This window comes from Paenisporosarcina sp. TG-14, from assembly GCF_000297555.1.
GTDB lineage: Bacteria > Bacillota > Bacilli > Bacillales_A > Planococcaceae > Paenisporosarcina > Paenisporosarcina antarctica.
The window spans coordinates 12455-34328 of record NZ_AMGD01000061.1 but is presented as its reverse complement, the minus strand read 5'-3'; the positions used below and the strand labels follow the sequence as shown (position 1 = coordinate 34328).

The 21874-nt window shown below is 37.9% G+C and carries 15 protein-coding genes; 4 read left to right on the top strand and 11 right to left on the bottom strand.

All coding sequences use genetic code 11. The features are described from left to right. Positions 1-415: 415 nt before the first annotated feature. Positions 416-1651, bottom strand: coding sequence for a beta-ketoacyl-ACP synthase II (gene fabF, locus C406_RS0115540; protein WP_017381577.1), 1236 nt, complete (start codon positions 1649-1651; stop codon positions 416-418). A gap of 243 nt (positions 1652-1894) precedes the next feature. Then, positions 1895-2830, bottom strand: coding sequence for a beta-ketoacyl-ACP synthase III (locus C406_RS0115535; RefSeq protein ID WP_017381576.1), 936 nt, complete (start codon positions 2828-2830; stop codon positions 1895-1897). Between the two features lie 189 nt (positions 2831-3019). Between C406_RS0115535 and C406_RS0115530 the strand changes: the two genes are divergently transcribed. Continuing rightward, positions 3020-3208 (top strand): DUF2929 family protein, encoded by a 189-nt coding sequence (locus C406_RS0115530; protein ID WP_017381575.1) that lies wholly within the window; start codon positions 3020-3022, stop codon positions 3206-3208. A gap of 84 nt (positions 3209-3292) precedes the next feature. Here the strand turns inward: C406_RS0115530 and C406_RS19680 are convergent, their stop codons facing one another. The 3 genes from C406_RS19680 to C406_RS0115515 all read right to left on the bottom strand — a co-directional run bounded on the left by C406_RS19680 (position 3293) and on the right by C406_RS0115515 (position 6843). After that, complete coding sequence (locus tag C406_RS19680) at positions 3293-5410, bottom strand: ATP-dependent Clp protease ATP-binding subunit (protein ID WP_017381574.1); 2118 nt, start codon at positions 5408-5410, stop codon at positions 3293-3295. Between the two features lie 302 nt (positions 5411-5712). After that, positions 5713-6021 carry a metal-sulfur cluster assembly factor gene (locus C406_RS0115520; RefSeq protein ID WP_017381573.1) on the bottom strand — a complete coding sequence of 103 codons (309 nt, stop codon included), beginning with the start codon at positions 6019-6021 and terminating at the stop codon, positions 5713-5715. Positions 6022-6069: 48 nt separating this feature from the next. Next, positions 6070-6843, bottom strand: a complete 774-nt coding sequence (locus tag C406_RS0115515) for a prolyl oligopeptidase family serine peptidase (protein ID WP_017381572.1) — start codon at positions 6841-6843, stop codon at positions 6070-6072. Between the two features lie 139 nt (positions 6844-6982). Here C406_RS0115515 and C406_RS0115510 point away from each other — a divergent pair, with 139 nt between their 5' ends. The 3 genes from C406_RS0115510 to C406_RS0115500 are packed head-to-tail and all read left to right on the top strand — an operon-like array spanning position 6983 to position 10017. Then, positions 6983-7795 (top strand): Cof-type HAD-IIB family hydrolase, encoded by an 813-nt coding sequence (locus C406_RS0115510; RefSeq protein ID WP_017381571.1) that lies wholly within the window; start codon positions 6983-6985, stop codon positions 7793-7795. A 21-nt stretch (positions 7796-7816) separates the two neighbouring features. Next, positions 7817-8686, top strand: a complete 870-nt coding sequence (locus C406_RS0115505) for a DegV family protein (RefSeq protein ID WP_017381570.1) — start codon at positions 7817-7819, stop codon at positions 8684-8686. A 2-nt stretch (positions 8687-8688) separates the two neighbouring features. Further along, positions 8689-10017: a CoA-disulfide reductase gene (locus tag C406_RS0115500; protein WP_017381569.1), complete on the top strand. Its 1329-nt coding sequence runs from the start codon at positions 8689-8691 to the stop codon at positions 10015-10017. Positions 10018-10210: 193 nt separating this feature from the next. On the opposite strand, the gene C406_RS0115495 is transcribed toward C406_RS0115500, so the two are convergent. The 6 genes from C406_RS0115495 to addB all read right to left on the bottom strand — a co-directional run bounded on the left by C406_RS0115495 (position 10211) and on the right by addB (position 21800). Next, the gene (locus C406_RS0115495) at positions 10211-11662 is read right to left on the bottom strand and encodes an alpha-amylase family glycosyl hydrolase (RefSeq protein ID WP_017381568.1); all 1452 of its coding nucleotides are present in this window, start codon (positions 11660-11662) and stop codon (positions 10211-10213) included. Between the two features lie 308 nt (positions 11663-11970). Then, on the bottom strand, positions 11971-12351 hold the full coding sequence (locus tag C406_RS0115490; RefSeq protein ID WP_017381567.1) for a YisL family protein: 381 nt from the start codon (positions 12349-12351) through the stop codon (positions 11971-11973). Positions 12352-12464: 113 nt separating this feature from the next. Further along, positions 12465-13367 (bottom strand): fumarylacetoacetate hydrolase family protein, encoded by a 903-nt coding sequence (locus tag C406_RS0115485; RefSeq protein WP_017381566.1) that lies wholly within the window; start codon positions 13365-13367, stop codon positions 12465-12467. A gap of 42 nt (positions 13368-13409) precedes the next feature. Then, on the bottom strand, positions 13410-14600 hold the full coding sequence (locus C406_RS0115480) for a DUF418 domain-containing protein (protein WP_017381565.1): 1191 nt from the start codon (positions 14598-14600) through the stop codon (positions 13410-13412). A gap of 2 nt (positions 14601-14602) precedes the next feature. Beyond that, positions 14603-18322, bottom strand: a complete 3720-nt coding sequence (gene addA / locus C406_RS0115475) for a helicase-exonuclease AddAB subunit AddA (RefSeq protein WP_017381564.1) — start codon at positions 18320-18322, stop codon at positions 14603-14605. Further along, a complete protein-coding gene (gene addB / locus C406_RS0115470; RefSeq protein WP_017381563.1) occupies positions 18306-21800 on the bottom strand; it encodes a helicase-exonuclease AddAB subunit AddB in 3495 nt (1164 codons plus the stop codon). The genes addA and addB overlap by 17 nt, the downstream gene beginning before the upstream one ends. Positions 21801-21874: the final 74 nt, after the last annotated feature.

Below are 21874 nucleotides of genomic sequence, written 5' to 3'. Positions count from 1 at the left end.
AAAATTTACTCCTTCTTCCCAAAATTCCAATTCTTCTGTTAATTGTTCATCTAATAATAAATACTATTACAGAAATATTACTACGGCAACATATTTTTTTAGATTTTCCTGTTTTTACTTTATTTTGTAATTACTTTTGATGAATAATGTTAGGAATACCAAGGTTTAGTACGGAATCCGTAATAATAAAAATAATTATTATTTTTCATTGAAAATTGTAGTTTGTAAATTCAAATGCTTTTACTAACCATAAAATTAATTTTATGCTTTGCAATAATAATGTGGTATGGAGAGGAAGAAATTCTGAAGGATAAGAGTAGTTAGTTGACAGATAGCTTGTAGAATCGTTTAAATATTTAGTAATTTATAGGGTTCAGACATAAAAAAATCTCCTCAAAAGAGGAGATAAATGTGGTTATATTTTTTTAAATAGTAAGCTTGCATTATGACCGCCAAAACCTAGTGAATTACTCATTGCGTATTCAATCTCTTTATTACGCGCAGCATTCGCAACATAATCCAAATCACAAATTGGATCTGGGTTTTCTAAATTCATTGTTGGAGGTAAAATACTTTCGTGAATAGCAAGCGCCGTGAAGACGGCTTCAATCCCACCAGCTGCTCCTAGTAAATGTCCTGTCATTGATTTCGTTGAACTCATAGCAAGTTTGTATGCATGTTCACCAAATACCGATTTAACCGCCATTGTTTCAAATTGATCATTGTATGGAGTACTTGTTCCGTGTGCATTAATGTAATCCACTTGTGAAGGATTAATTCCAGCATCTTCAAGCGCTTGTTTCATTGCTCGAGCAGCTCCTTCTCCATCAGGAGCTGGTGCTGTAATATGATGGGCATCACCAGTTGAACCATAGCCAATAATCTCAGCATAAATTCTTGCACCACGTGCTTTCGCGTGTTCATACTCTTCTAAAATAACTATACCTGAACCTTCACCAATGACAAATCCATCGCGGTTTGCATCAAATGGACGTGAAGCTGTTTGAGGATCTTTGTTAAGCGAAAGAGCAGTGTTTGAACAAAATCCAGCTACTGACATATTCGTTACAGGTGCTTCAGCTCCTCCAGAAATCATCACATCAGCTTCCCCACGTTCAATTACTTTAAACGCATCACCAATTGAGTTGGTACCTGATGCACAGGCTGTTACTGTACATGAATTCATTGCTTTTGCTCCGAAATAAATGGATACTTGTCCTGCTGCCATATCAGGAATCATCATAGGAATTAAGAACGGACTCACTCGACGATAACCGCGGTCAAGAAAATTACGGAATTGTGCTTCATACGTTTCCATCCCACCAATACCTGATCCAATCCAAACTCCCGTGCGAAGACCAAGTTCAGGGGTTAATTCTAAATTTGCATCTTTCATAGCCATAATAGAAGCGGCTAATGCAAATTGTGTAAAACGATCCATTTTACGTCCTTCTTTACGTTCTACATACGCTTCAATATCAAAATCTTTTACTTCAGCTGCTACTTTTGCGGGGAAATCATCTGCATTTACACGTGTTATTGGTCCAACACCAGATCTACCTTCTTTTATACCTGCCCAAGTCGTTTCAATATTATTACCAAGCGGAGTTACCGCCCCTACTCCTGTTATTACAACACGACGCTTTGTCATGATTATATTCTCCCTTCAAGTTAAAACTAAAATATGTAGCCATTATTATTGTGTTTCTTCATATATATTCATGTTAAAAAAATACCTGGAAATTTCATGATAAGATTTGAGTTTCCTAAAAAGAGAATTAGTTGGCAATTATTCGGAAACTCTTTATAAAGAGGGCTTCCAAATGCTTGCCAACTTTTGAAACATCTAAAAATTAATCTTTCAATCTTTCATAAAAGCTGCAGAAATAACTATCTATTTACCCATTTTCAAGCAGATTGCACCCCAAGTTAATCCTCCGCCAAAGCCTACAAGGACAACTACATCATCATCTTTTACTTTTCCTGAGAGAATTTCTTCTTTCAGAGCAATTGGGATGGAAGAAGATGACGTGTTACCAAACTGCTTAATGGTTTTAGACATTTTTTCTTCAGGTAAACCGAGTCGTTGTCTAGAAGCCTCCATAATACGAATATTTGCTTGATGAGGAACTAAGAAATCTACTTCTTCTTTTGATAGACCCGCTTTAGTAATAACATTTTCTGCTGATTCTCCCATTTGGCGAACGGCAAATTTAAAGACTTCTCGACCATTCATTTCAAGATGAGGTCCATTTTGAAGTAAATGTTTCCCACCAGAACCGTCTGCTCCAAGCTCGAATGATAATATACCGCGTCCTTTAGATACTTTACCAATTACAGCTGCTCCTGCTCCATCTCCAAATAATACAGCAGTATTTCGATCATCATAGTTTGTGATTTTTGAAAGTTTTTCCACACCAATTACTAAAACATAAGAATATACACCGGACTCAACAAATTGTTTGGCTGTAACAACTCCATATATAAACCCTGCACATGCTGCAGAAACGTCCATTGCAGCAGCATTTTTAGCTCCAATTTTATCTTGAACCATCGTAGCTACACTAGGAAATGGCGTATCTGGTGTAACTGTTGCGACTAAAATTAAGCCGATTTCATGCGCTTCAATTCCGGCGTCTTCTAGCGCTTCTTTTGCTGCTTCGATTGCCATATCAGAAGTATCAACATTATCGTCTGCAATTCTTCGCTCTTCTATACCTGTACGTGTACGAATCCATTCATCAGTTGTATCCATCTGTTTTTCCAAATCAAAGTTTGTAACAACTCGCTCAGGCAGATATCTTCCTAATCCAATCATTCCCACATCCATATTTCACCCTCATTTCATTTGTTATCTTCTATTAGTACCTGGTAACAATTATAACGAATTGCGGTTGGTATTTCAATACATCGCCACGAATTTGCCAAACTTCTTCAGATAATTCGAAAAGATACTTTGTCACAATTGGCTCATATGATATGATGGTATTAATAAATAGTCTGCTTGAGGTGAAATCACATGAAAATTATTCTTACATTAGTTTGGTCTTTTTTACTTATTACAATGCTGAATTATGTAGTTAGTTCAGTTGCAAATGTACCTTTTGATTTTCTATTAGGCGTATATATTTCGCTTGCAGTTACCGTAATCATTTACATCATTGCTGCGATTATTCCAAACGACCCTGTGGTTACAGAAGATCATTAATACCCAACAGTGCCAATCTAGACCGGTGCTGTATCCATTTAAAAAAGGTTTCATCTGAAGTAATTACTTCAGATGAAACCTTTTTTATTTCAAATTAACTTCTACTGCACCATTTAATACGGTGACATCAACCATACTTCCAGGTTTTAATTCCCCACCAAGTAACGCTTTTGCTAGAGCTGTCTCGACATGTCGTTGAATAAAACGACGCAAAGGCCGTGCTCCAAATGCTGCATCTGTTCCTTCAGCTACTACCCAATCAATTAATTGTTGTGAAAACATTATGTTGACTTCCTGCTCTTTTAGTCGCTTCGCCAACTGAGCTAAATACTTCTCGGTTATAGAAGTAAAATGTGATCCTTTTAATGAATGAAATAACACGATTTCATCCATCCGATTTAATAATTCTGGTTTAAAATGTGATCGAAGGGCTGACATCACTAATGATTCTGCTTGGTCTCCACCTTCTAGTAAATACTGAGAACCAATATTTGATGTCAAAATGACAACGGTATTAGAGAAATTGACCACTCTTCCTTGACTATCTGTTATGCGTCCATCGTCTAAAAGTTGGAGCAAAATATTTGCGACATCTGGATGAGCTTTTTCAATTTCATCAAGCAAGACCACTGAATATGGATTGCGTCGAACCATCTCTGTCAGTTGGCCACCTTCTTCATACCCAATGTAACCAGGAGGTGCTCCTATAAGACGTGATACACTGTGTTTTTCCATATATTCAGACATGTCAATACGAATGAAATGATCTTCTGAATCAAATAAATTTGCGGCTAATGCTTTCGCAAGTTCTGTTTTCCCTACACCTGTTGGTCCAAGGAATAAGAATGAGCCAATTGGTTTTGATGGATCTTTAATTCCTGCTCGCGCACGCCAAACTGCTTCTGTTACAAACTGCACTGCTTGATCTTGACCAACTACGCGTTCTTGTAGCGTTTCTTTAAGTCTAAGAAGTTTGTCTCGCTCTCCTTCAACAAGTTTCGTCACCGGAATTCCGGTCCAACGGGAAACGATAGATGCGATTTCTTCAGAAGTCACTTCTTCACGAAGCAATCGATTGTCTGAAGACTCTTCAAGAGCTATTTCGAGAGCAGCTATCTCTTTTTCAAGTTTCGGCATTTTACCATGACGAAGTTCTGCCGCTTTATTTAAATCATAACTATTTTCTGCACTTTCTAAATCGCGACGATGAATGTCCAGGAGCTCCCGCTTCTTTTGGATGAATTGCAATGACTCTTTTTCAGTCGTCCATTGATTGCGCATCTTCTCTGTTGAAGATTTTAAAGAATCTAGTTCATGACGTAAATTTGCTAGGCGCTGTTTACTTGCTTGATCTTTTTCTTTCATTAGCGCTTGTTCTTCAATCTCTAGTTGCATCATTCGACGTGTCACTTCATCGAGTTCTTGCGGCATGGAATCAATTTCAGTACGAATCATTGCACAGGCTTCATCGACTAAATCGATCGCTTTGTCTGGTAAAAATCTCTCAGTTAAATAACGGTTCGATAACTGAGCTGCTGCCACTATCGCACGGTCATGAATACGAACGGCATGGTGTAATTCAAAGCGTTCTTTTAAGCCTCTCAATATGGATACCGTATCTTCAACTGTTGGTTCTCGAACTAACACTTGTTGAAAACGACGTTCCAGTGCTTTATCCTTTTCAATATACAACCGATATTCATCAAGCGTGGTTGCTCCGATACAGTGTAATTCACCTCGAGCTAACATAGGCTTTAACATATTACCCGCATCCATAGCCCCTTCTGTTTTTCCTGCACCTACAATTGTATGAATTTCATCAATGAATAGAATGATGCGGCCTTCTGCTTCTTTTACCTCTTTTAACACAGCTTGTAAACGCTCTTCAAATTCTCCTCGATATTTTGCTCCTGCAATTAAAGAACTCATATCTAGCTCATAAATATCACGCTCTTTTAATCCTTCAGGCACATCTTTGCGCACAATGCGCTGTGCTAAACCTTCCACAATTGCTGTTTTACCAACTCCAGGCTCTCCTATTAAGACTGGGTTATTCTTTGTTTTTCTCGAAAGAATACGAATCACATGACGAATTTCTTGATCTCGGCCAATAACAGGGTCCATCTTGCCATTTCTAGCTTGCTCCACTAAGTTACGTCCATATAATTCAAGCGGTCTTTTTTGTTCTTGTTGTTGTTGCATATACATTACACTCCTTTTGTTTGACCTATTTTGACCTTTGAATTAATTATACATTTATTGGAGAGAAACTGTAAAGAAAATTGCTTTTCATTGAGTTAATTTGCTTCAAGTTTGTTTTATTCCGCTACAACTAGGTTTTAATCGGATTCGTGACTGATTTAATCTGCTACAAATGAATTTTTATCGGCTTCACGAGCTTTTTATTCGGCTTCAACGCCACTTTAATCGGATTCACCCATTTACTACCAAAAAAAGCCCCACTTACTGTGAAACTAACAGTAAGTGGAGCCTTTAAAAATTATTTATCTTACACCGAGTGCCATTTTTGCGTAGCGGGACATATTGTCTTTCGACCATGCTGGTGTCCATACTATCTTGACATCGACTTCTTTTACTTCCGGTAAATCATATAAAGATGTTTTGACCATATCGACAATCATTGGTCCCATTGGGCAACCAAGTGAAGTTAATGTCATTGTTACTACTGCAAAGCCGTCTTCTGTTATATCTACATCATAGACAAGGCCGAGGTTTACAATATCAATACCAAGCTCTGGATCGATAACAGTTTCTAGTGCACCCATCATACTATCGCGCATATCTTGATCCATGTTCATACCCCTTTCTAACTATTCTATATCCATCATAACAAATACAGCTTATAGAGACAAATAGTGTGCAACGAAATCCGTCGCTGCAAGCATACCTTTTCTTGAAACGGCATGACTCGCTGTTTTATCAGTCATAAACTGAAAACGTCGTGGATCATGATCATACAATTTCTTTTGCGAGTTATAGAAATTAAATGTCGGTTCATACTGAACAACATTGTCTGCCTTACCATGCCAGAAGAATACTGGACGACCATCTAATGCATCCGGATTTAACGTGATGTCGAATACACTTAATGTTTCTAACATTTTCTTCCTTTCAGCATCTGTAATTGGCAATTTAAAGCCGCGCGCCTCATATTGAGACATTTGAGCCTTTGCTAAATGTACATAACTCGGGGATCCCATCATAACTGCGGTTGTGTCAATCCAAGGATAAACCTTTAAACAGCCTAATGTGACAATACCACCCATTGACGTTCCAGCGAGTCCAATTTTCGTGTCATTATCAATCAAGTTTCGTTCAACTAGTTCACCCCGTAAAAGATTCACTTCTTCAATAGATGTTAAAGTGATCTCCCAAAAGCGTAAAGACAACTCTACTTCATCTAGTGATTCTTGTCGTTCGCCATGTAAGTGCGCATCGGGCAATAAAACACGTAACCCTTTCTCCGCTAATTGATAGGCATAATGTAAATTATGTTCCTTTGCACTTGTGAAACCATGAAGAAAAATCACGACTGGAACTTGTTTTTCTATTTCTGATTCTCTATATACGTGTAATAGTGGAATATTCCCCCACCGTTCATTTACTACTTTCATCTTACCCACTTCCTCTACGTCTATTACTTGTTATCGTAGCAAAGTAATTGATAAAGTTCAAAAATCAGGATGGATATTTTTGACTAAGAGATGGTTGTGACGATACAATTTACTTATAGAAGGAAAGGAGTCATTTTATATGCAACCTCATTTAATTGTTTTAGATTTAGATGGTACCTTATTAACTGATGAGAAAGTCATTTCAGAAAAGACTTTAAATACGTTATTTAAAGCGCGAGAACAAGGTCATGAAATTATGATTGCTACAGGAAGACCCTACCGTGCTAGTGAAGTTTACTACCATCAATTAAAATTGCAAACACCAATTGTTAATTTTAATGGAGCATTTGTGCATCATCCAACTGACAACACATTTACCTCCATTCACGAACCCATTAAACTCGAAGTAGTGAAAGAAGTCATTGATGCTGTTCACGATTATAAATTCTATAACATTGTGGCAGAAGTCATGGATGATGTATATTTACACTACCATGACGAGAAATTACTCGATGTATTTAGCTTTGGAAAACCCCATGTGACAACTGGAGATATTCGTAATTATTTAAAGACTGACCCAACTAGTTTACTTATTCATGCTGAGGAACATGAAGTTCCTGCGATTCGAAAGCATTTGCATGATGTACATGCTGAAGTAATTGATCATAGACGATGGGGTGCACCTTGGCATGTAATTGAAATTGTGCGAAGTGGACTTAATAAAGCGGTTGGACTTTCACAGGTTTCGAAATACTTTAATATTCCACAACAACGAATTATTGCGTTTGGTGATGAAGATAATGATTTAGAAATGATTAAATACGCTGGAACGGGTGTTGCGATGGGAAATGCCATTTCGCCACTTAAAAATATTGCTAATGAAATTACAGGCACAAATAATGAAGATGGTATTTCAGAGTTCTTGATTGAGCGATTAAAATTGTCATTATGATAGAGATACAGGGGGATTTAGATGAGAATATTTGCAGATAGTGCTTGTGATTTACCGAAATCCTTTTATGAAAAAAATTCAGTCACCTTGATTCCATTACGTGTTCATATTGATGAAACAGAATACTTAGATATCATGACAATTGAAGCAAAACAAGTTTATACAGAAATTCGTCAGGGGAAACAACCCAAAACTTCTCAAGCTTCACCAGAGCAATTCTTGACGCTTTTTGAAGAACTGGCTCAGTCCGGAGAAGAAGGACTTTATATCGCTTTCTCGTCACAACTCTCTGGTACTCATAATACAGCGGTCATGATTCGAGAACAGGTGAAAGAGGATTTCCCTAATTTCAAATTAACGATTATTGATTCTCAATGTGCTTCCCTTGGCTGTGGATTACTTGTAAAGGAGGCAGCACGTCTAAAATCTGTAGGTGAACCATTAGAACGAATAGAGGAAATCATTCGTTTTAAAGCAAAGCATATGGAGCATTTGTTTACAGTTGAAGATTTAGATTATATGGCTCGAGGCGGACGTGTTTCAAAGACGAGTGCAGTCATCGGGGGATTGTTAAACATTAAACCCCTCCTTCAAGTGGAACATGGAAAGCTGGTACCAATCGAAAAATTAAGAGGCCGTAAAAAAGTAATGAAACGCATAATTGAGCTTATGGAAGAGCGCGGCGAAAAACTTAGTGAACAAACTATTGCCATCTGTCATGGTGATGATGAGGATTTTGCACTTGAAATGAAATTATTGGTGGAAGAAACGTTCCATCCTAAGGAAACTGAAATTCATGTAATCGGCTCCGTAATTGGTGCTCATACTGGACCAGGAACGTTAGGTGTTTTCTTTTTAAATCAATTACAACCAATAGAAAGGAAAGTGTAAAGATGAAAAAAATCGTTGTCATAGGGGCAGTTGCTGGAGGTGCGACTGTCGCTTCCCAAATTCGTTTTTATGAAAAAGAAGCTAAAATTGTTATATTCGACCAGGATGAAACGATGTCTTATGCAGCGTGTGGAATGCCTTATGTTATCGGTGGAGAAATTAAAGAGGCCGATGATCTTCTTGCCACAACACCTGAAGAATTTAAAGAAAAACGAAATATTGATGTACATTTAAAACATCGTGTAACGAATATTAATCGACAACAAAAAGTGGTAGAAGTTTTAAATTTAGAAACACAACAAACATTTGAAGAATCGTATGATTTGCTTATTTTATCACCTGGAGGCACACCGATTGTTCCGAAAACGACTGGATTAGAAAGCACCACTATGTTCACATTACGAAACTTTAGCGATATGAAAAAAATCAATCACTATATCACAACTGAGAAACCAAAGAGTTGTGTAATTGTTGGTGCAGGATTCATCGGGCTAGAAATGGCAGAAAATCTGGTTCAACTAGGTTTGACTGTTTCTATCGTAGAAAAATCACATCAAGTAATGAACATACTAGATATTGATATCGCACAAGTAATTGAAAAGGAACTACAAGACCAAGGTGTTACGATTTATAAAAACAATTTCATAAGTAACGTGTCAAGTCGAAACATTGATCTTGATTTAGGCGAAAAACTTGAAGCCGATTTTATTTTAATGTGTATCGGTGTCGCTCCAAGTACAGAACTAGCTGTAAATGCTGAATTAATAATTGGTAAAACTCGTGGAATTGTGACGAATGAATATTTACAAACTAGCGATCCCTCTATTTATGCGATTGGTGACGCTGCTGAGAACATAGACTTTATCACCGGAGATGCTAAACGTGTACCTTTAGCATGGCCCGCTCACCGACAAGCTTACATTGTGGCGAAGCATATTTCAGGTGAAAAGATTCCTTTTAAAGGTTTATTAGGTACATCCATTTGCAAAGTATTTTCTCTATCAGTAGCATCTACAGGATTAAATGAACAAACCTTAATTGCTAATCAAATAGACTATACAAGCATCACTCAAAAATCACTTTCGAATGCTGGCTATTATCCGGACCATGCAAAAATTTTCTTGAAAATCCATTATGATCCATCCTCACGTAAAGTCTTAGGTGCACAAGTAGTTGGTGGAAAAGGTGTGGATAAACGTATTGACGTCCTAGCAACTGCTATTTATGCAGGGCTTACAGTCGATGATTTACAAGCACTAGAACTAGCATATGCCCCTCCCTATTCAGCACCAAAAGATCCGATAAATATGGTTGGATATCGCGCAAAGTAAGCAAAGTGGAAAGCGCTACTCTAAGCCTACGTCGCTGAAGAAAGATGAAATGCGAAAATAAAATTTTCTGACCCATGCCACTTGTAGCTTAAAATAGTTGCTCATAGTTCGAAAGCGCATCTCGAAAAAACTTATACTTTTTTATCTCGTGAAAAATCGCTTGAGACATAAACTGTCTCAAGCGATTTTAATTTTAATTATTCTTATTTTCGTGTTTTTTTTGCTTTCCTTTTCTCCATACGAGATAGATAAAAGTTAAAAATAAGATATTAGCTAAAATGAGCGCTGCTATATACCCTTTGTTCAAGCCTTTTTCATCAGTCACTGTGTAAAATTCTGCGATTTCCCGATCTAATACAAGTCGATAATTGCCATCATCTTTTTGTCTTAAGACATCACTTTCAAATAAACCACGAAGCTCTTTATTATCACCGATTACTTCTTTTGATAAAGTAAAACTCTGAGTTTTACTAGAATTATTAATTACGACAATCCAAGTTTCTTCATCATTAGAACGTTTATAAACCATGAAGCCATCTTCGTTATGCAACATTTCCATCGATCCAGTGCGAAGTGCAGCTGAGTTATTTCGAAGGTACTGAACATCCTCGATAAATTCAATTAATTCTTCATCCGTTTTAAAGTTGTAAATTGGATGTGATTCAGGCGGCTGTGCCCCATTTACTGCAATTTCAGACCCGTAAGTCATCACTGGAACCCCAGGAATAGACAATAAAGTAGCCATTGCCATTTTCCAGCGTGTTGGTGGAAACATATTCGCTTCTGTCGCATCCATTGTAAAACGTTGAGTATCAATTGAGTCGATTTGTTGAATAATTGGTTCTCCAACAGATGTCTGTGCGATTTGAGATGTTTCTTGATCTACAGTTTTAAATACATTTCGATGCATTTCTTCTTGATCATTCAACACTTTCGCATCAAAATTTGCATCACTTTGTTCATTGCTAAGCACATAAAGGTCTTCATTCTCTTTTTTAAGTGTTTCAATCATTGAATTTAAAAAGTCCATGTTTACACCTTCAATTGACGTGAAACGAATTCCATCAATATTATACTCTTGCACAAATGTTAAAGCCGCCTCAACTATCGCTTGTTGTGCATCTTCATTTGTTAAATCCCAAGAAGTCGTACCATCTGAATTGTTGATGACCCACGATGCGTTGTTCACATCAGATGCTATAACGTGTTCAGAACTTACCTTTTGTATAGGGAAATCGACAATTATTCCCATTTTATCTTCATGCATTTTATCAATTAATGTGTTAAATTCTTCGGATGTCCCAAAATGACGTTCTAACATGCCATAATCCACTACACGTTTACCATCATATGTATCACTAGAAAAAACGGGCCCAACTGATACTAGTGAAAAACCCATTCTTTTGATGTGACTCAATTTTTCCGCCACACCCATGAAATCTCCACCCGCAAATGCTCCTGGTATTCTTGTATCTACTTCAAAATCATTTTCCATCGTTTTATTAAAGTATCGATCAACTAATAAATCATATATACTTTCATCTTGAATTGTATTTCTTGCTTCTGCATGTGTATTTAGTGGAACAATCAAACTTATAATTAACGTTAACATAATAGTAGTGCGCATCCATTTATTTACCTTCATGTGAGGTCCTCCTCTAACGAATCTTCATTCGTAATTTTACCAAACAGAACTGAGACTCGCCATGTTTTACAAAGAATTCACATATATATAGGTCAAACCTGTGAAAATCATATACTAGATAGCAACATTGTCCATCAAATTTTGATAACTGTTAATTTCCTATTCCAACTTGGATGCTAAAAATTCCAACTTGGACGTCCATTTTACCAACTGAGCCATGGCTCACCCTAAAAGTAACTAAAAAACCATCTTATCTGCTTTCAGATAAGATGGTTTTTTTTAAGTTAAGGTATTCCGTACGTTTAAACCTATATGCTAGCTAAAAAGTTAAAGCCCATTGGTAATTTGAAACCTAGGAACATTGTGATAAACAAGAAGACAAACAACAAAATCCAGAACATAGTTGTTGGCTTGTGTTTTTTCGAGCGAACTAAAACCATTTCCATCATCCCGATGACTAAAATGCCTCCAATTAATTTCAATCCGTAAAGCATACCCATATCGAAGTTCATGCCTTCGATGAATAATGCGATACCTGTTATGATGATGAACACATAAAATAATCGTAACACCATATGAGTAATTTTTTGTCCTTTACTGCCGTTTGTTAAAATAGCAGCGATAAGGAACAAAATAATGCCAATTGCCCAAGTGGCAATGTGTAAGTGTGTGCTAGCTAAAAAATCCAAAAATCGTCACCTCATCTAATCTAATTAATAGTTCTAATCTATCCTATCATAAGTCGAGTTCTTACAGAGTTATGAATAAGCTAGCTTGTTGACCATTCCATGAACACTGTATGTTACTCGAATCGATTAGCTAAAGTCCCGATTCCTTCGACCGATATTTTTACTGTATCACCTGCTGCTAAAAACTTAGGAGGATTAAATCCTTTTCCAACACCAGAAGGGGTACCGGTTAAAATTACATCACCTGGTTCGAGCGTCACGAGAGCAGAAATTTGTGCGATTAATTCCTCTACAGAGAAAATCATATCTCTCGTATGCCCATTTTGACGCAGTTCATCATTCACTTTTGTCACAATTGATAAACTTTGTGGATCAGGTAATTCATCTTTCGTTACAATATAAGGACCCATAGGACATGAGCCTTTCAAACTTTTCCCTAAGAAAAATTGTTGATGTTTCGATTGAAGATCACGAGCTGTTAAATCATTCGCAATGGTATAACCAAAGATATGGTCATACGCTAATTTCTTTGGAACATTATCACCTTTTTTACTAATTACAACGGCTAATTCCCCTTCATAATCAAAAGATGAAGTGACGTTCGAATGAACAGACAATGTTTCTTCATCAGCTGCAATCGTAGTAGGTGATTTTGTGAATATCATCAAATTTTCTGGAGCCACTTCTAAACCCATTTCTTTTGCATGATCTGCATAATTTCGCCCGACACCAAAAATATTTTTGGGTGTACGTGGAATGGGTGACAGCCATTCAATACTTGAGAATGTCCGCTTAAATTGATTAGGTTCTTCAGACTTCGAAGCAGCTTCTGCAAGCTTTCTCATTTGTTCTACAAAATCCATCCCGTTCGCAATTCCTTCAACAATTGTTGTTGGAAAACTCGGTAATACTTGAAGCGTGTCTTGTATGGCTAAAACGTCCCAAACAGCTTCTTCCTTTTTAACCTTAGGACCAAAACTGATTTGACCTGCAAAACGATAAGATAATATTTTCATACAATGACACTCCTTCTAAAAAATGAATTTGTTTAATTCAGTTTACGACACTTCATCATTCTTTTCATCCGTTTTATTTATTTGTTTGCCATATGTTGCTCTTTTCCATAAAATTTCGACAGGTCCTTGGCTAAATTTAGAGAACCATATTTCAGCAAAAATCATTTGAATGATAAAGATTCCAATCGCCATCCAGGTTCCTGTCATTAAATCCATTTTTCCATATAACCCTAATCCGTAAGAGTAGAATACCGTGGTAGCAATTAAAGACTGCGTTAAATAGGTAGTCATTGACATGCGTCCTACTTTTGCTAATGGGTTAAATAGTTTTCGGAACATAGATAATTGACAGAGAATCGTAATTAATCCCGCATACCCAATAGCTACTAATGGCCCTCCAAATATATCTTGAACATACATATAATAAAAATTTGGTTCAATCAAAAATGGCAGAACTTTAATCGCATATCCTACGACTAAAGCAACTAAAGTGAGTACAAACCAAAACGTTAACTTGTCAGATGTTCGTTCAATTAATTTGCTCTTCGCAGCCACTACTCCAAGTAACATATAAGGCAAAATGGTAATGCCAATTAGAAACAATGCGCCAGACTCAATATTTGCATAACTCCAATCCGCAGCTCGTTGAGTAAATATATCTTTCCAAGAACCTGTACTAAATGCAACGACTGACGCTTCGATTTCTTGTATGCCTGAATAAAAAACTCCGTCTGTAGCTACATAAATATAAGTTAATAACGCAAGTCCCATATTAGGAATGATGTATATCGTAAGCGCAATCACCAGTAACCAAACACGCGAAAGTCGTAATAACAAGATGACAATAAAACCACTAAGTGCGTAGGTAATTAATATATCACCAGACCATAAAAGAAAAGCATGAATAATACCAATAATTAACAACACACTTAATCTACGTATACCAAGTGCAATAAACGACATGCCTCGTTCTTGTGATTTAATAAATTGCATGGTTAATCCATAACCAAACAGCATCGCGAACAGCGGATAAACACTCCCTTGTAAGGCGATATCTATCCATTGAAATGTATCTATATCACTCGGATTTGTATACCAAGTGTAGGGATTTATGTAGTAATAGGGTGAATGGAAAGCTAGCATATTGACGATAAAAATACCAAGTAACGAGAAACCTCTCATCATATCAATTGCTATTATTCGTTCTTGTAATTCAGTAGGTCGAACCTTCACAATTAATCCTCCAGTACAATTGTCTGATCAGAGTCAAACAAGTACAGTATTTTTTCTTTGATTGTAATTGATAAAATATTCTCTATCGCTTGTTGATATAGCGCTAACTGTAATCCATAGCGATGATGCATTTCCCGTAAAATGGCTGCTTCTGTTATGAGTACACCTTTAATTTTATCTGTCTTATAGTCAAGAAGTACCCATTCTCCATCCGCTTCTTGGAATAAACAATCTGCAATTCCTTGTAATAGTTGAATGTCACCATCTTCATCTTTCAAACCATAAGTAAATGGTACTTCTCGCAATTGTTGTGAAGCTTGACGTAAGCGTGAAGCGATTGGTGAATGTAGAAATGCTTTAACTGCTTCTACTTTTATTGCTCCCGCTTCGTTTAATGTTAACAACTGTTTGTCTGCAAGTTGGTGTACAAATCCTTCAATGGTTTTGTTCGTTGGATCTAAATGAATGTCTACATGTTGCATCGCCGTGTGCATCGCTGTCCCGATCTCTGCACTTGAAAGTTTACGCTCGCCTTGTTGAAGAAATGCTGGACGTTTGTAAATGCTAGAAATCGCCTGTTGCACTTGACTAGGTCTAAAAAATTCAGGTTCTTCTTCTTTGCGCAATTGATCGAGTCGTTTCAGCTCACTTACCGATTGTTTCGAGCGTTTGGTAATTGATCTCTCATGAGAATACACCGCATTAAACCGACGTTCTACTTCTGACAGCATATCTCTAGAAAGCACTTTATCTTCACTCGTAGTAAGTGATTCCGAAGATTCTTTTAGTGCGTTAATTTGACGTAAGTCCTCCACAAAGATTGACTCAAATGACCACTGTGATGGATGTTGCATGACATGTGTATGTGACTTTCCTTGCCACAATGCAAAGTCGTGATGTCTCGCTACTGCAGGTCCAATCCAATCTAAAAACCCTTTGGCCCGTGAACGAACATACTCAGGTAACATATCATCTTCAAAACTCGCGATATCTTGCCACTTAGTTATGGATTTTTCTACATCTTTGACCGTAGCAACAAGCATGAGCTTTTCTTTTGCCCGTGTCATGGCGACGTATAAGACACGCATTTCTTCGGATTTCAACTCCATTTGTTTCTTTTCTTTTATTGCTAAAAAAGGAAGCGATGTATAAGAAATACGTTTTTCTGGATCCACAGCTTTTACAGCTAAGCCAAATGTTTGGTCAAATAAATATAACTCATTGAAATCCATTTGATTAAAATCTCGTCCTAAACCAGCAATGAAGACGTATGGAAATTCAAGTCCTTTAGAAGAGTGAATGGTCATGAGACGGACGACGTTTTCTTTTTCACTCATAGCACGTGCAGTCCCTAAATCATCTCCACGCTTTTTCATTCGGTCAATAAAACGTAGAAAACGGAATAACCCTCGGAAAGAAGATTTCTCATAAGATAATGAACGGTCATGCAGCGCTCGTAAATTTGCTTGACGTTGCTTACCTCCTGGCATGGCACCAACCATTTCGTAATAATGGGTATCCATGTAGATCCGCCAAATTAAATCCGCTAGTGACCCTCTACGTGCCAAATCGCGCCATTCTTCATAATGTAAGAAGAAGCGTTGTAACTTTTCAGCTGTAGCCTGGTTAATTCCACTACCACCAGAATGCACAAAGTTTTTAAGGGCCTCATAAAACGGCTCTTTCGGTGCAGATAGACGGATTTGTGAAAGTTCAGATTCGGTTAAGCCGACAAATGGTGCCCTCAGAACAGATGCTAATGGGATATCTTGATACGGGTTATCGACTATTCGCAATGTGTTTAACATAATCATCACTTCGAGTGCATCAAAATAACCTTTGGACAGGTTCGCATATAGTGGAATTCCAGCTTGTTTAAACTCTTCAGTTAAATCAGCTGACCATGTCATCGATCTCATCAGTATGACAATATCGGCATATTCGAGAAGACGTTCATTTTTTGTCCAAGGATCCATCACCATGGTTTTATCATCCATTAATTTACGGATTTTTCCGATGATATAGCGTGCTTCCCACTGTGATTTTTTTAATTCTTCCAGTTCTTGAATCTCTTCATTCGCTTCTGACTCTTCGCTTACCAATTCTTCGTCTTGTTGCTGTGATAAAAGGGTAAGCTCTACTGCTGATGACTTTTTATTAGGGAACGGAGCCCCTGGTTTTAAAGCAGCCGCTTCATCATATTCAATTTCACCAACACGCTCCCCCATGATTTGAGAAAAGATAAAATTAGTCGCGTGTAAAATTTCCGGACGACTTCGGAAGTTGGCATTTAAGTCGATTTTGACGCCTGTATTTAGAGCCTCTGTTGTAAACGTCAAATACTTTGCCAAGAATAGCATGGGTTCTGCTAAACGGAAGCGATATATCGATTGTTTTACGTCTCCTACCATAAACATATTGCCATTTGCTGCAGTTCCAGTTTTAACAATTTGTAAAATGGTTTCTTGTAAGCGATTCGTATCTTGATATTCATCCACCAACACTTCTTTAAACTGCCCCATTACATCTTGCGCAATGTTTGAAGGAATGAGCTGACCATTTTCTTCCGTAGTCAAAATTTGTAAAGCAAAATGCTCAAGGTCTGAGAAATCAACAATTCCTCGCTCATTTTTAGCAGCACGGTACTGTTCACCGTAAGCAAGAGTTAACTCGACTAATGTTTTGAGAATCGGATGCATGAGCCTCATTTCTTGGAGTAATCGCTCAGGTGTCCGTGTGAAATAAGCTTCTTTCACAACATTCACGCGCTTCTTCAACTGATCTCGCTTGTCTTTTGCTTTTTTAATGAGTTCTTCATCAAAAGTGTCTTTCGGAATGCGAGCCGCTGTAGCAAATTTTATACTTTGGAAGTATTCAAAGGCCGATGTCCATGGCTGTGTAGAGATACGACGAATTGCTTCTGCAATCAATAGTTGATCTTGCTCTACTGTCGTCCCGTATGGAGCGGGACCTGCCGGTTGCAGGGCCACTTGACGCATTTCTTCCGTCATCGAGTAAGCTTCTTCAAGAGTATGCTGAATGGTTAGTTTAAGCGCATCGATAAAAGGAAGGTCATCGATTTGCATATTGTCAGGGACATCATAATTTTCTGGTATCGCCAGTAACCATTTCCTAGGTTCAGGGTGAACACTAGCAGCAAAATGTAATTTATCAATCAATGTTTCAATCATTTGATCGTCACGGTCTGTCGTAAAACTATCCACAAGTCGGTATATATCTTGCGGATTGTCGGCTTTATATGCAACTTCTAACACCTCTGCTAATACATCGTCACGAATCAGAGCAGCCTCTGCGTCGTTTGCAAGTCTAAATCCTGGGTCCAAATCTAGAACATACGCATACTGTTTGACGATAGACAAACAAAATGAGTGCAGTGTCGAGATTTGTGCCTTGTTTAACAAGCTTAACTGTCTTCTTAAATGGTTTGATGTCGGATCTAAAGCGAGTGCTTTTTCTAAAGCTTCCGCCATTCGATGACGCATCTCAGCTGCAGATGCGTTGGTAAACGTTACAACTAATAATTCATCTACATCAATCGGATTTGTCTGTCTGATCATTTTTTGTATTAAACGTTCAATAAGAACAGCAGTTTTCCCTGACCCTGCGGCTGCAGATACTAGGACGTCACGCCCTTCTGCAAATATGGAGCGCCACTGAGCATCTGTCCAAGTGACATCTTGTGGTTTAGTCGGTATCAACATGCGGCGTGACCTCCTCTTTAATTCTTTGCGTGATTTCTTCAGGTGTAGCAATTGCTAGTTTACGATACTGTTGGTCAACATCAGTTGGATCAAACTGACACACACTGCGGAAATTACAATAGTCACAAGCTGTTTTATCTTTCATGCGATATGGTAAGACGCGTGTATCTCCTGATAACATGCCATCTCCAGCTTGTTGATGCTTGGTTCTTACAAATTTTCTTAAGTTTTCCAAATCTTCCGCAGACACGACTTTTGAAAAAGCTTTTGAAATGGACCCATCTTTGTTAATACGTGCTGGAATAACTTTAGAATTTCCGGAAATTTCCGTATCCATTTCATTTAAAACATGTGCGTCATCAATTAGTAAGCCACGCATTTTATATTTCTTAAACACTTCTTCTGCTAAATCCATGTCAGATAGTTCTTTTGCTAATTTCAACATGGGGTTATGAACATGAACATATAACACACCAGCAGGGTCTGCTTGCTGTCCTAACCAAATCATGGAGTTTAATACAGCAACGTCCAAATACGTCAGCATTTGCAAAGAAATGCCGTAGTACACATCATTTAGATCAAGCCCTTTAGCGGATGATTTGTAATCGACGATACGGACAAACTGCTGCCCTTCAATAACTGCAGCATCCACGCGATCGATTCGTCCGCGCATTTTCATAATGTGACCATTTTTTAGTGGAATTTCAAGTGTTGGCAATTCTTCTCCTGGACCAAATCCTGCTTCGATAGCAATGGGTACAAATGTTGAAACACTCGCATGATCTCGCAACGTCGTCATCGTTCGTTGTAATATTTGAACAAGCTTGCGTTGAATGTATTGGTATCTTCTTGAACTCAGTAAAATTTGATGCACGAAGTGAGGTGAAATCACATCAACTGCTTGTCTCGCCAAATCCCAAGCTTGAGTAGTTGAAAGTTGAGCCCAAGTTAATCCAAGTCGTTGCGTTTCGTCTGCAATCCATTTTAAAGAAGCATGGAATAAATCTCCTATTGCTGGTGCTTCGAGCAGATATTGTCCACGTTCTTCTAAACGCAATCCATATGTCACAAAGTGGGCAAAAGGACAACTGTAATATTTCTCAACACGAGAAACACTCGATGTAAATGAGTCACCATATAAAGCATTTGTAGTATCACGATCTAAACGTTGTGCTTTTGTTGGTTTGGCAATTGGTTTTATGACACGCTCGAAAATACTCTGCCAAAATGGATCGTTTTTATAATAAGAAGCAACAGCTAGCCATTCTTCTTCTAGGTTTCCTTCTACTGTCGATTGCTTTAATTTCGTTGCCATAAATGGCAGTGTTGCACGTGGGTGTTGAATGTAATGAATGGTACTTTCTTTTAACACGGCTGGATCAATAACAGCTACTTCAACTTCTATATTCGGTAATAATTGCTGTAGGCGCTTGATGTAAGTAGATGGCAGTAGTGCTTTGCCTTCTTCATCAGCCACTGCATAAGACACAAAAAGTTTTTCAGAAGCAGTTGTCACAGCACGGTATGCCATATAAGATTCATCCATCAGACGCATTTTAGACGTTGGTGCAAGTTCAAATCCAATTTGCATAAACCATTCTCGTTCTGTATCTGACAGTAATCCTTCTTGCTCTAAGCGCTTTGGAAATACACCGTCATTTACACCCACAACAAAGGCTGCTCGAATATTAGACAAGCGAGATAAATCAACCGTAGCGACTGTTACTTGATCAAGTGAAGGTGGAATGCGGGAAAACTCCAGTGTGTCAAATCCTTCTTCAAGTAGACGTAGACTTTCTTTAGGTGTTAAATTTTCATCACCAAACATCAATACAAATTGATCCAATACGTCTATCCATTGTGACCAAGCTTGATCATGTTCAGTTGCGAGCAAGAGATGACCTTGTTCATTTTCATGGTCTTTTAATACTTGTAACTTTTCGTAAACTTGTAGACTTTCCATCAATTCAAACAGTGCTTGTGCTACTGACTTTCCTGTCTCACTCACTTTAATCTTTTGAGCAAACTCTTCAAGTGGGTTTAACACGAAATCTCGCACAGCCGTAATGTCCGCTTGGATAGCACGTTCTTCATCGGTTTGTGCTTTCGAGTGGAATTCGAGTCCTCGATATTTTTTGACGAACCAGCGTCGTTGATCTGTCCAACGTTCTCCATAAATCCCTTGAGATATAACGAAGTTCTCTAAGCGATCCGCACGTTCACGCCAAATCTGTATATTTGATTGAAGAGGGAAAAATAAATCCGTTTTTATCGCTCTAAACATAGGTTCGTATTGGTAGTCACTCAAAACCGCCTCAAATGCAGAACGACTAAATTCAATTAATGGATGATGAAGCATCGCTTTTTTCCGGTTAATGAATACCGGAATATCGTATTGTGCAAATGTGGTTTCAATTAGTTCATCATAGACCTCAGCTTGTCTATAAAGAACAGCAATGTCTTGATAGCGCATCTGTTCATCTCGCACGAGTCGTCTAATATGTCTTGCTACCGCATGAATTTCTGCGCGACGGCTGTCGGCTTCAATCACGTGTACATGCTCATGATCATCTATTGCTGGAGCGGGATAGCTATGTAAGTTCGCTTCAATATGTTTTATTTCATTGTTCATAAATCGTTTATTGTCAATTAAATGGACAGATAGTTCAATTGAAACAGAGCTTTCTCGAGCCATTTCTTTTAATCGTTCAGCCGTTTTTGCTGCACCATGAAAAAGAGATTGGTCGTCCATTAAATCTTGTATTTCATCATCTAGTGGAAGAGCAATGGTAATGCGTTTCGCATGTTTCATCAACTCGCCTAAAATTTCGTACTCTCGCGAAGTCATGGTCACAAAACCATCCACATAAATATCTGATTCAGCAATAATTACGGAATCCCGAATCTGCTTTGACAACAAAGCATAATACCCTTCACTATCTATATATGCAGTCCCAAGGCGTTCTTCTAATGCTCGAAGTAAAACGGACAAGTCATGAGTTTTGTCTTGAAGTGTACGAGGGGCATCAACTTGCTTTAGAGATTCTTCAAGTGAATGCAAAGTGTCATAATCAAGACAGTAGCGAGTAAATTCCTTTAATAACATTTCCATTTGGTCCGTAAAGCCTCGTTTACTTGCAGCTTGTTTAAAAAGCGATAATTCTTCTTTATGTTCTTCTAGCAATCTACGAATTAACATACGGTAGCCAAAGCCACTTACCTCTTGTCGGCTGATTCCGCCAGTTTCTTGCAATACACGCCAAGCGAGCCTTTTAAAGGTTGTAACTTGCGTTCGAATAATACCGTTTACTTGCCCAGTTGTCGATAATGCTGATTCAGTGGAAAACGACATTTGATCAGGTACGACAAAGAAAATAGGTGCTCCAAGTGGATTATTCGTTGACGCTTGCGCAACTTCATCTCTTATTAGTTCAGATTTCCCTACACCAGCTCGTCCAGTTATCAATCGAAGTGACACAAGAATGCCCCCTTTTTTAGTATTAGTTCAAACATGCAATTTAGCGGCAACATTATGTCGCTCCTACTTTGAAC

Bases quoted from the DNA above. Each gene is read 5' to 3' on its own strand.
- fabF (WP_017381577.1), bottom strand. From the start codon at position 1,651: ATGACAAAGCGTCGTGTTGTAATAACAGGAGTAGGGGCGGTAACTCCG.
- C406_RS0115535 (WP_017381576.1), bottom strand. From the start codon at position 2,830: ATGGATGTGGGAATGATTGGATTAGGAAGATATCTGCCTGAGCGAGTT.
- C406_RS0115530 (WP_017381575.1), top strand. From the start codon at position 3,020: ATGAAAATTATTCTTACATTAGTTTGGTCTTTTTTACTTATTACAATG.
- C406_RS19680 (WP_017381574.1), bottom strand. From the start codon at position 5,410: ATGCAACAACAACAAGAACAAAAAAGACCGCTTGAATTATATGGACGT.
- C406_RS0115520 (WP_017381573.1), bottom strand. From the start codon at position 6,021: ATGGATCAAGATATGCGCGATAGTATGATGGGTGCACTAGAAACTGTT.
- C406_RS0115515 (WP_017381572.1), bottom strand. From the start codon at position 6,843: ATGAAAGTAGTAAATGAACGGTGGGGGAATATTCCACTATTACACGTA.
- C406_RS0115510 (WP_017381571.1), top strand. From the start codon at position 6,983: ATGCAACCTCATTTAATTGTTTTAGATTTAGATGGTACCTTATTAACT.
- C406_RS0115505 (WP_017381570.1), top strand. From the start codon at position 7,817: ATGAGAATATTTGCAGATAGTGCTTGTGATTTACCGAAATCCTTTTAT.
- C406_RS0115500 (WP_017381569.1), top strand. From the start codon at position 8,689: ATGAAAAAAATCGTTGTCATAGGGGCAGTTGCTGGAGGTGCGACTGTC.
- C406_RS0115495 (WP_017381568.1), bottom strand. From the start codon at position 11,662: ATGAAGGTAAATAAATGGATGCGCACTACTATTATGTTAACGTTAATT.
- C406_RS0115485 (WP_017381566.1), bottom strand. From the start codon at position 13,367: ATGAAAATATTATCTTATCGTTTTGCAGGTCAAATCAGTTTTGGTCCT.
- addA (WP_017381564.1), bottom strand. From the start codon at position 18,322: ATGTTGATACCGACTAAACCACAAGATGTCACTTGGACAGATGCTCAG.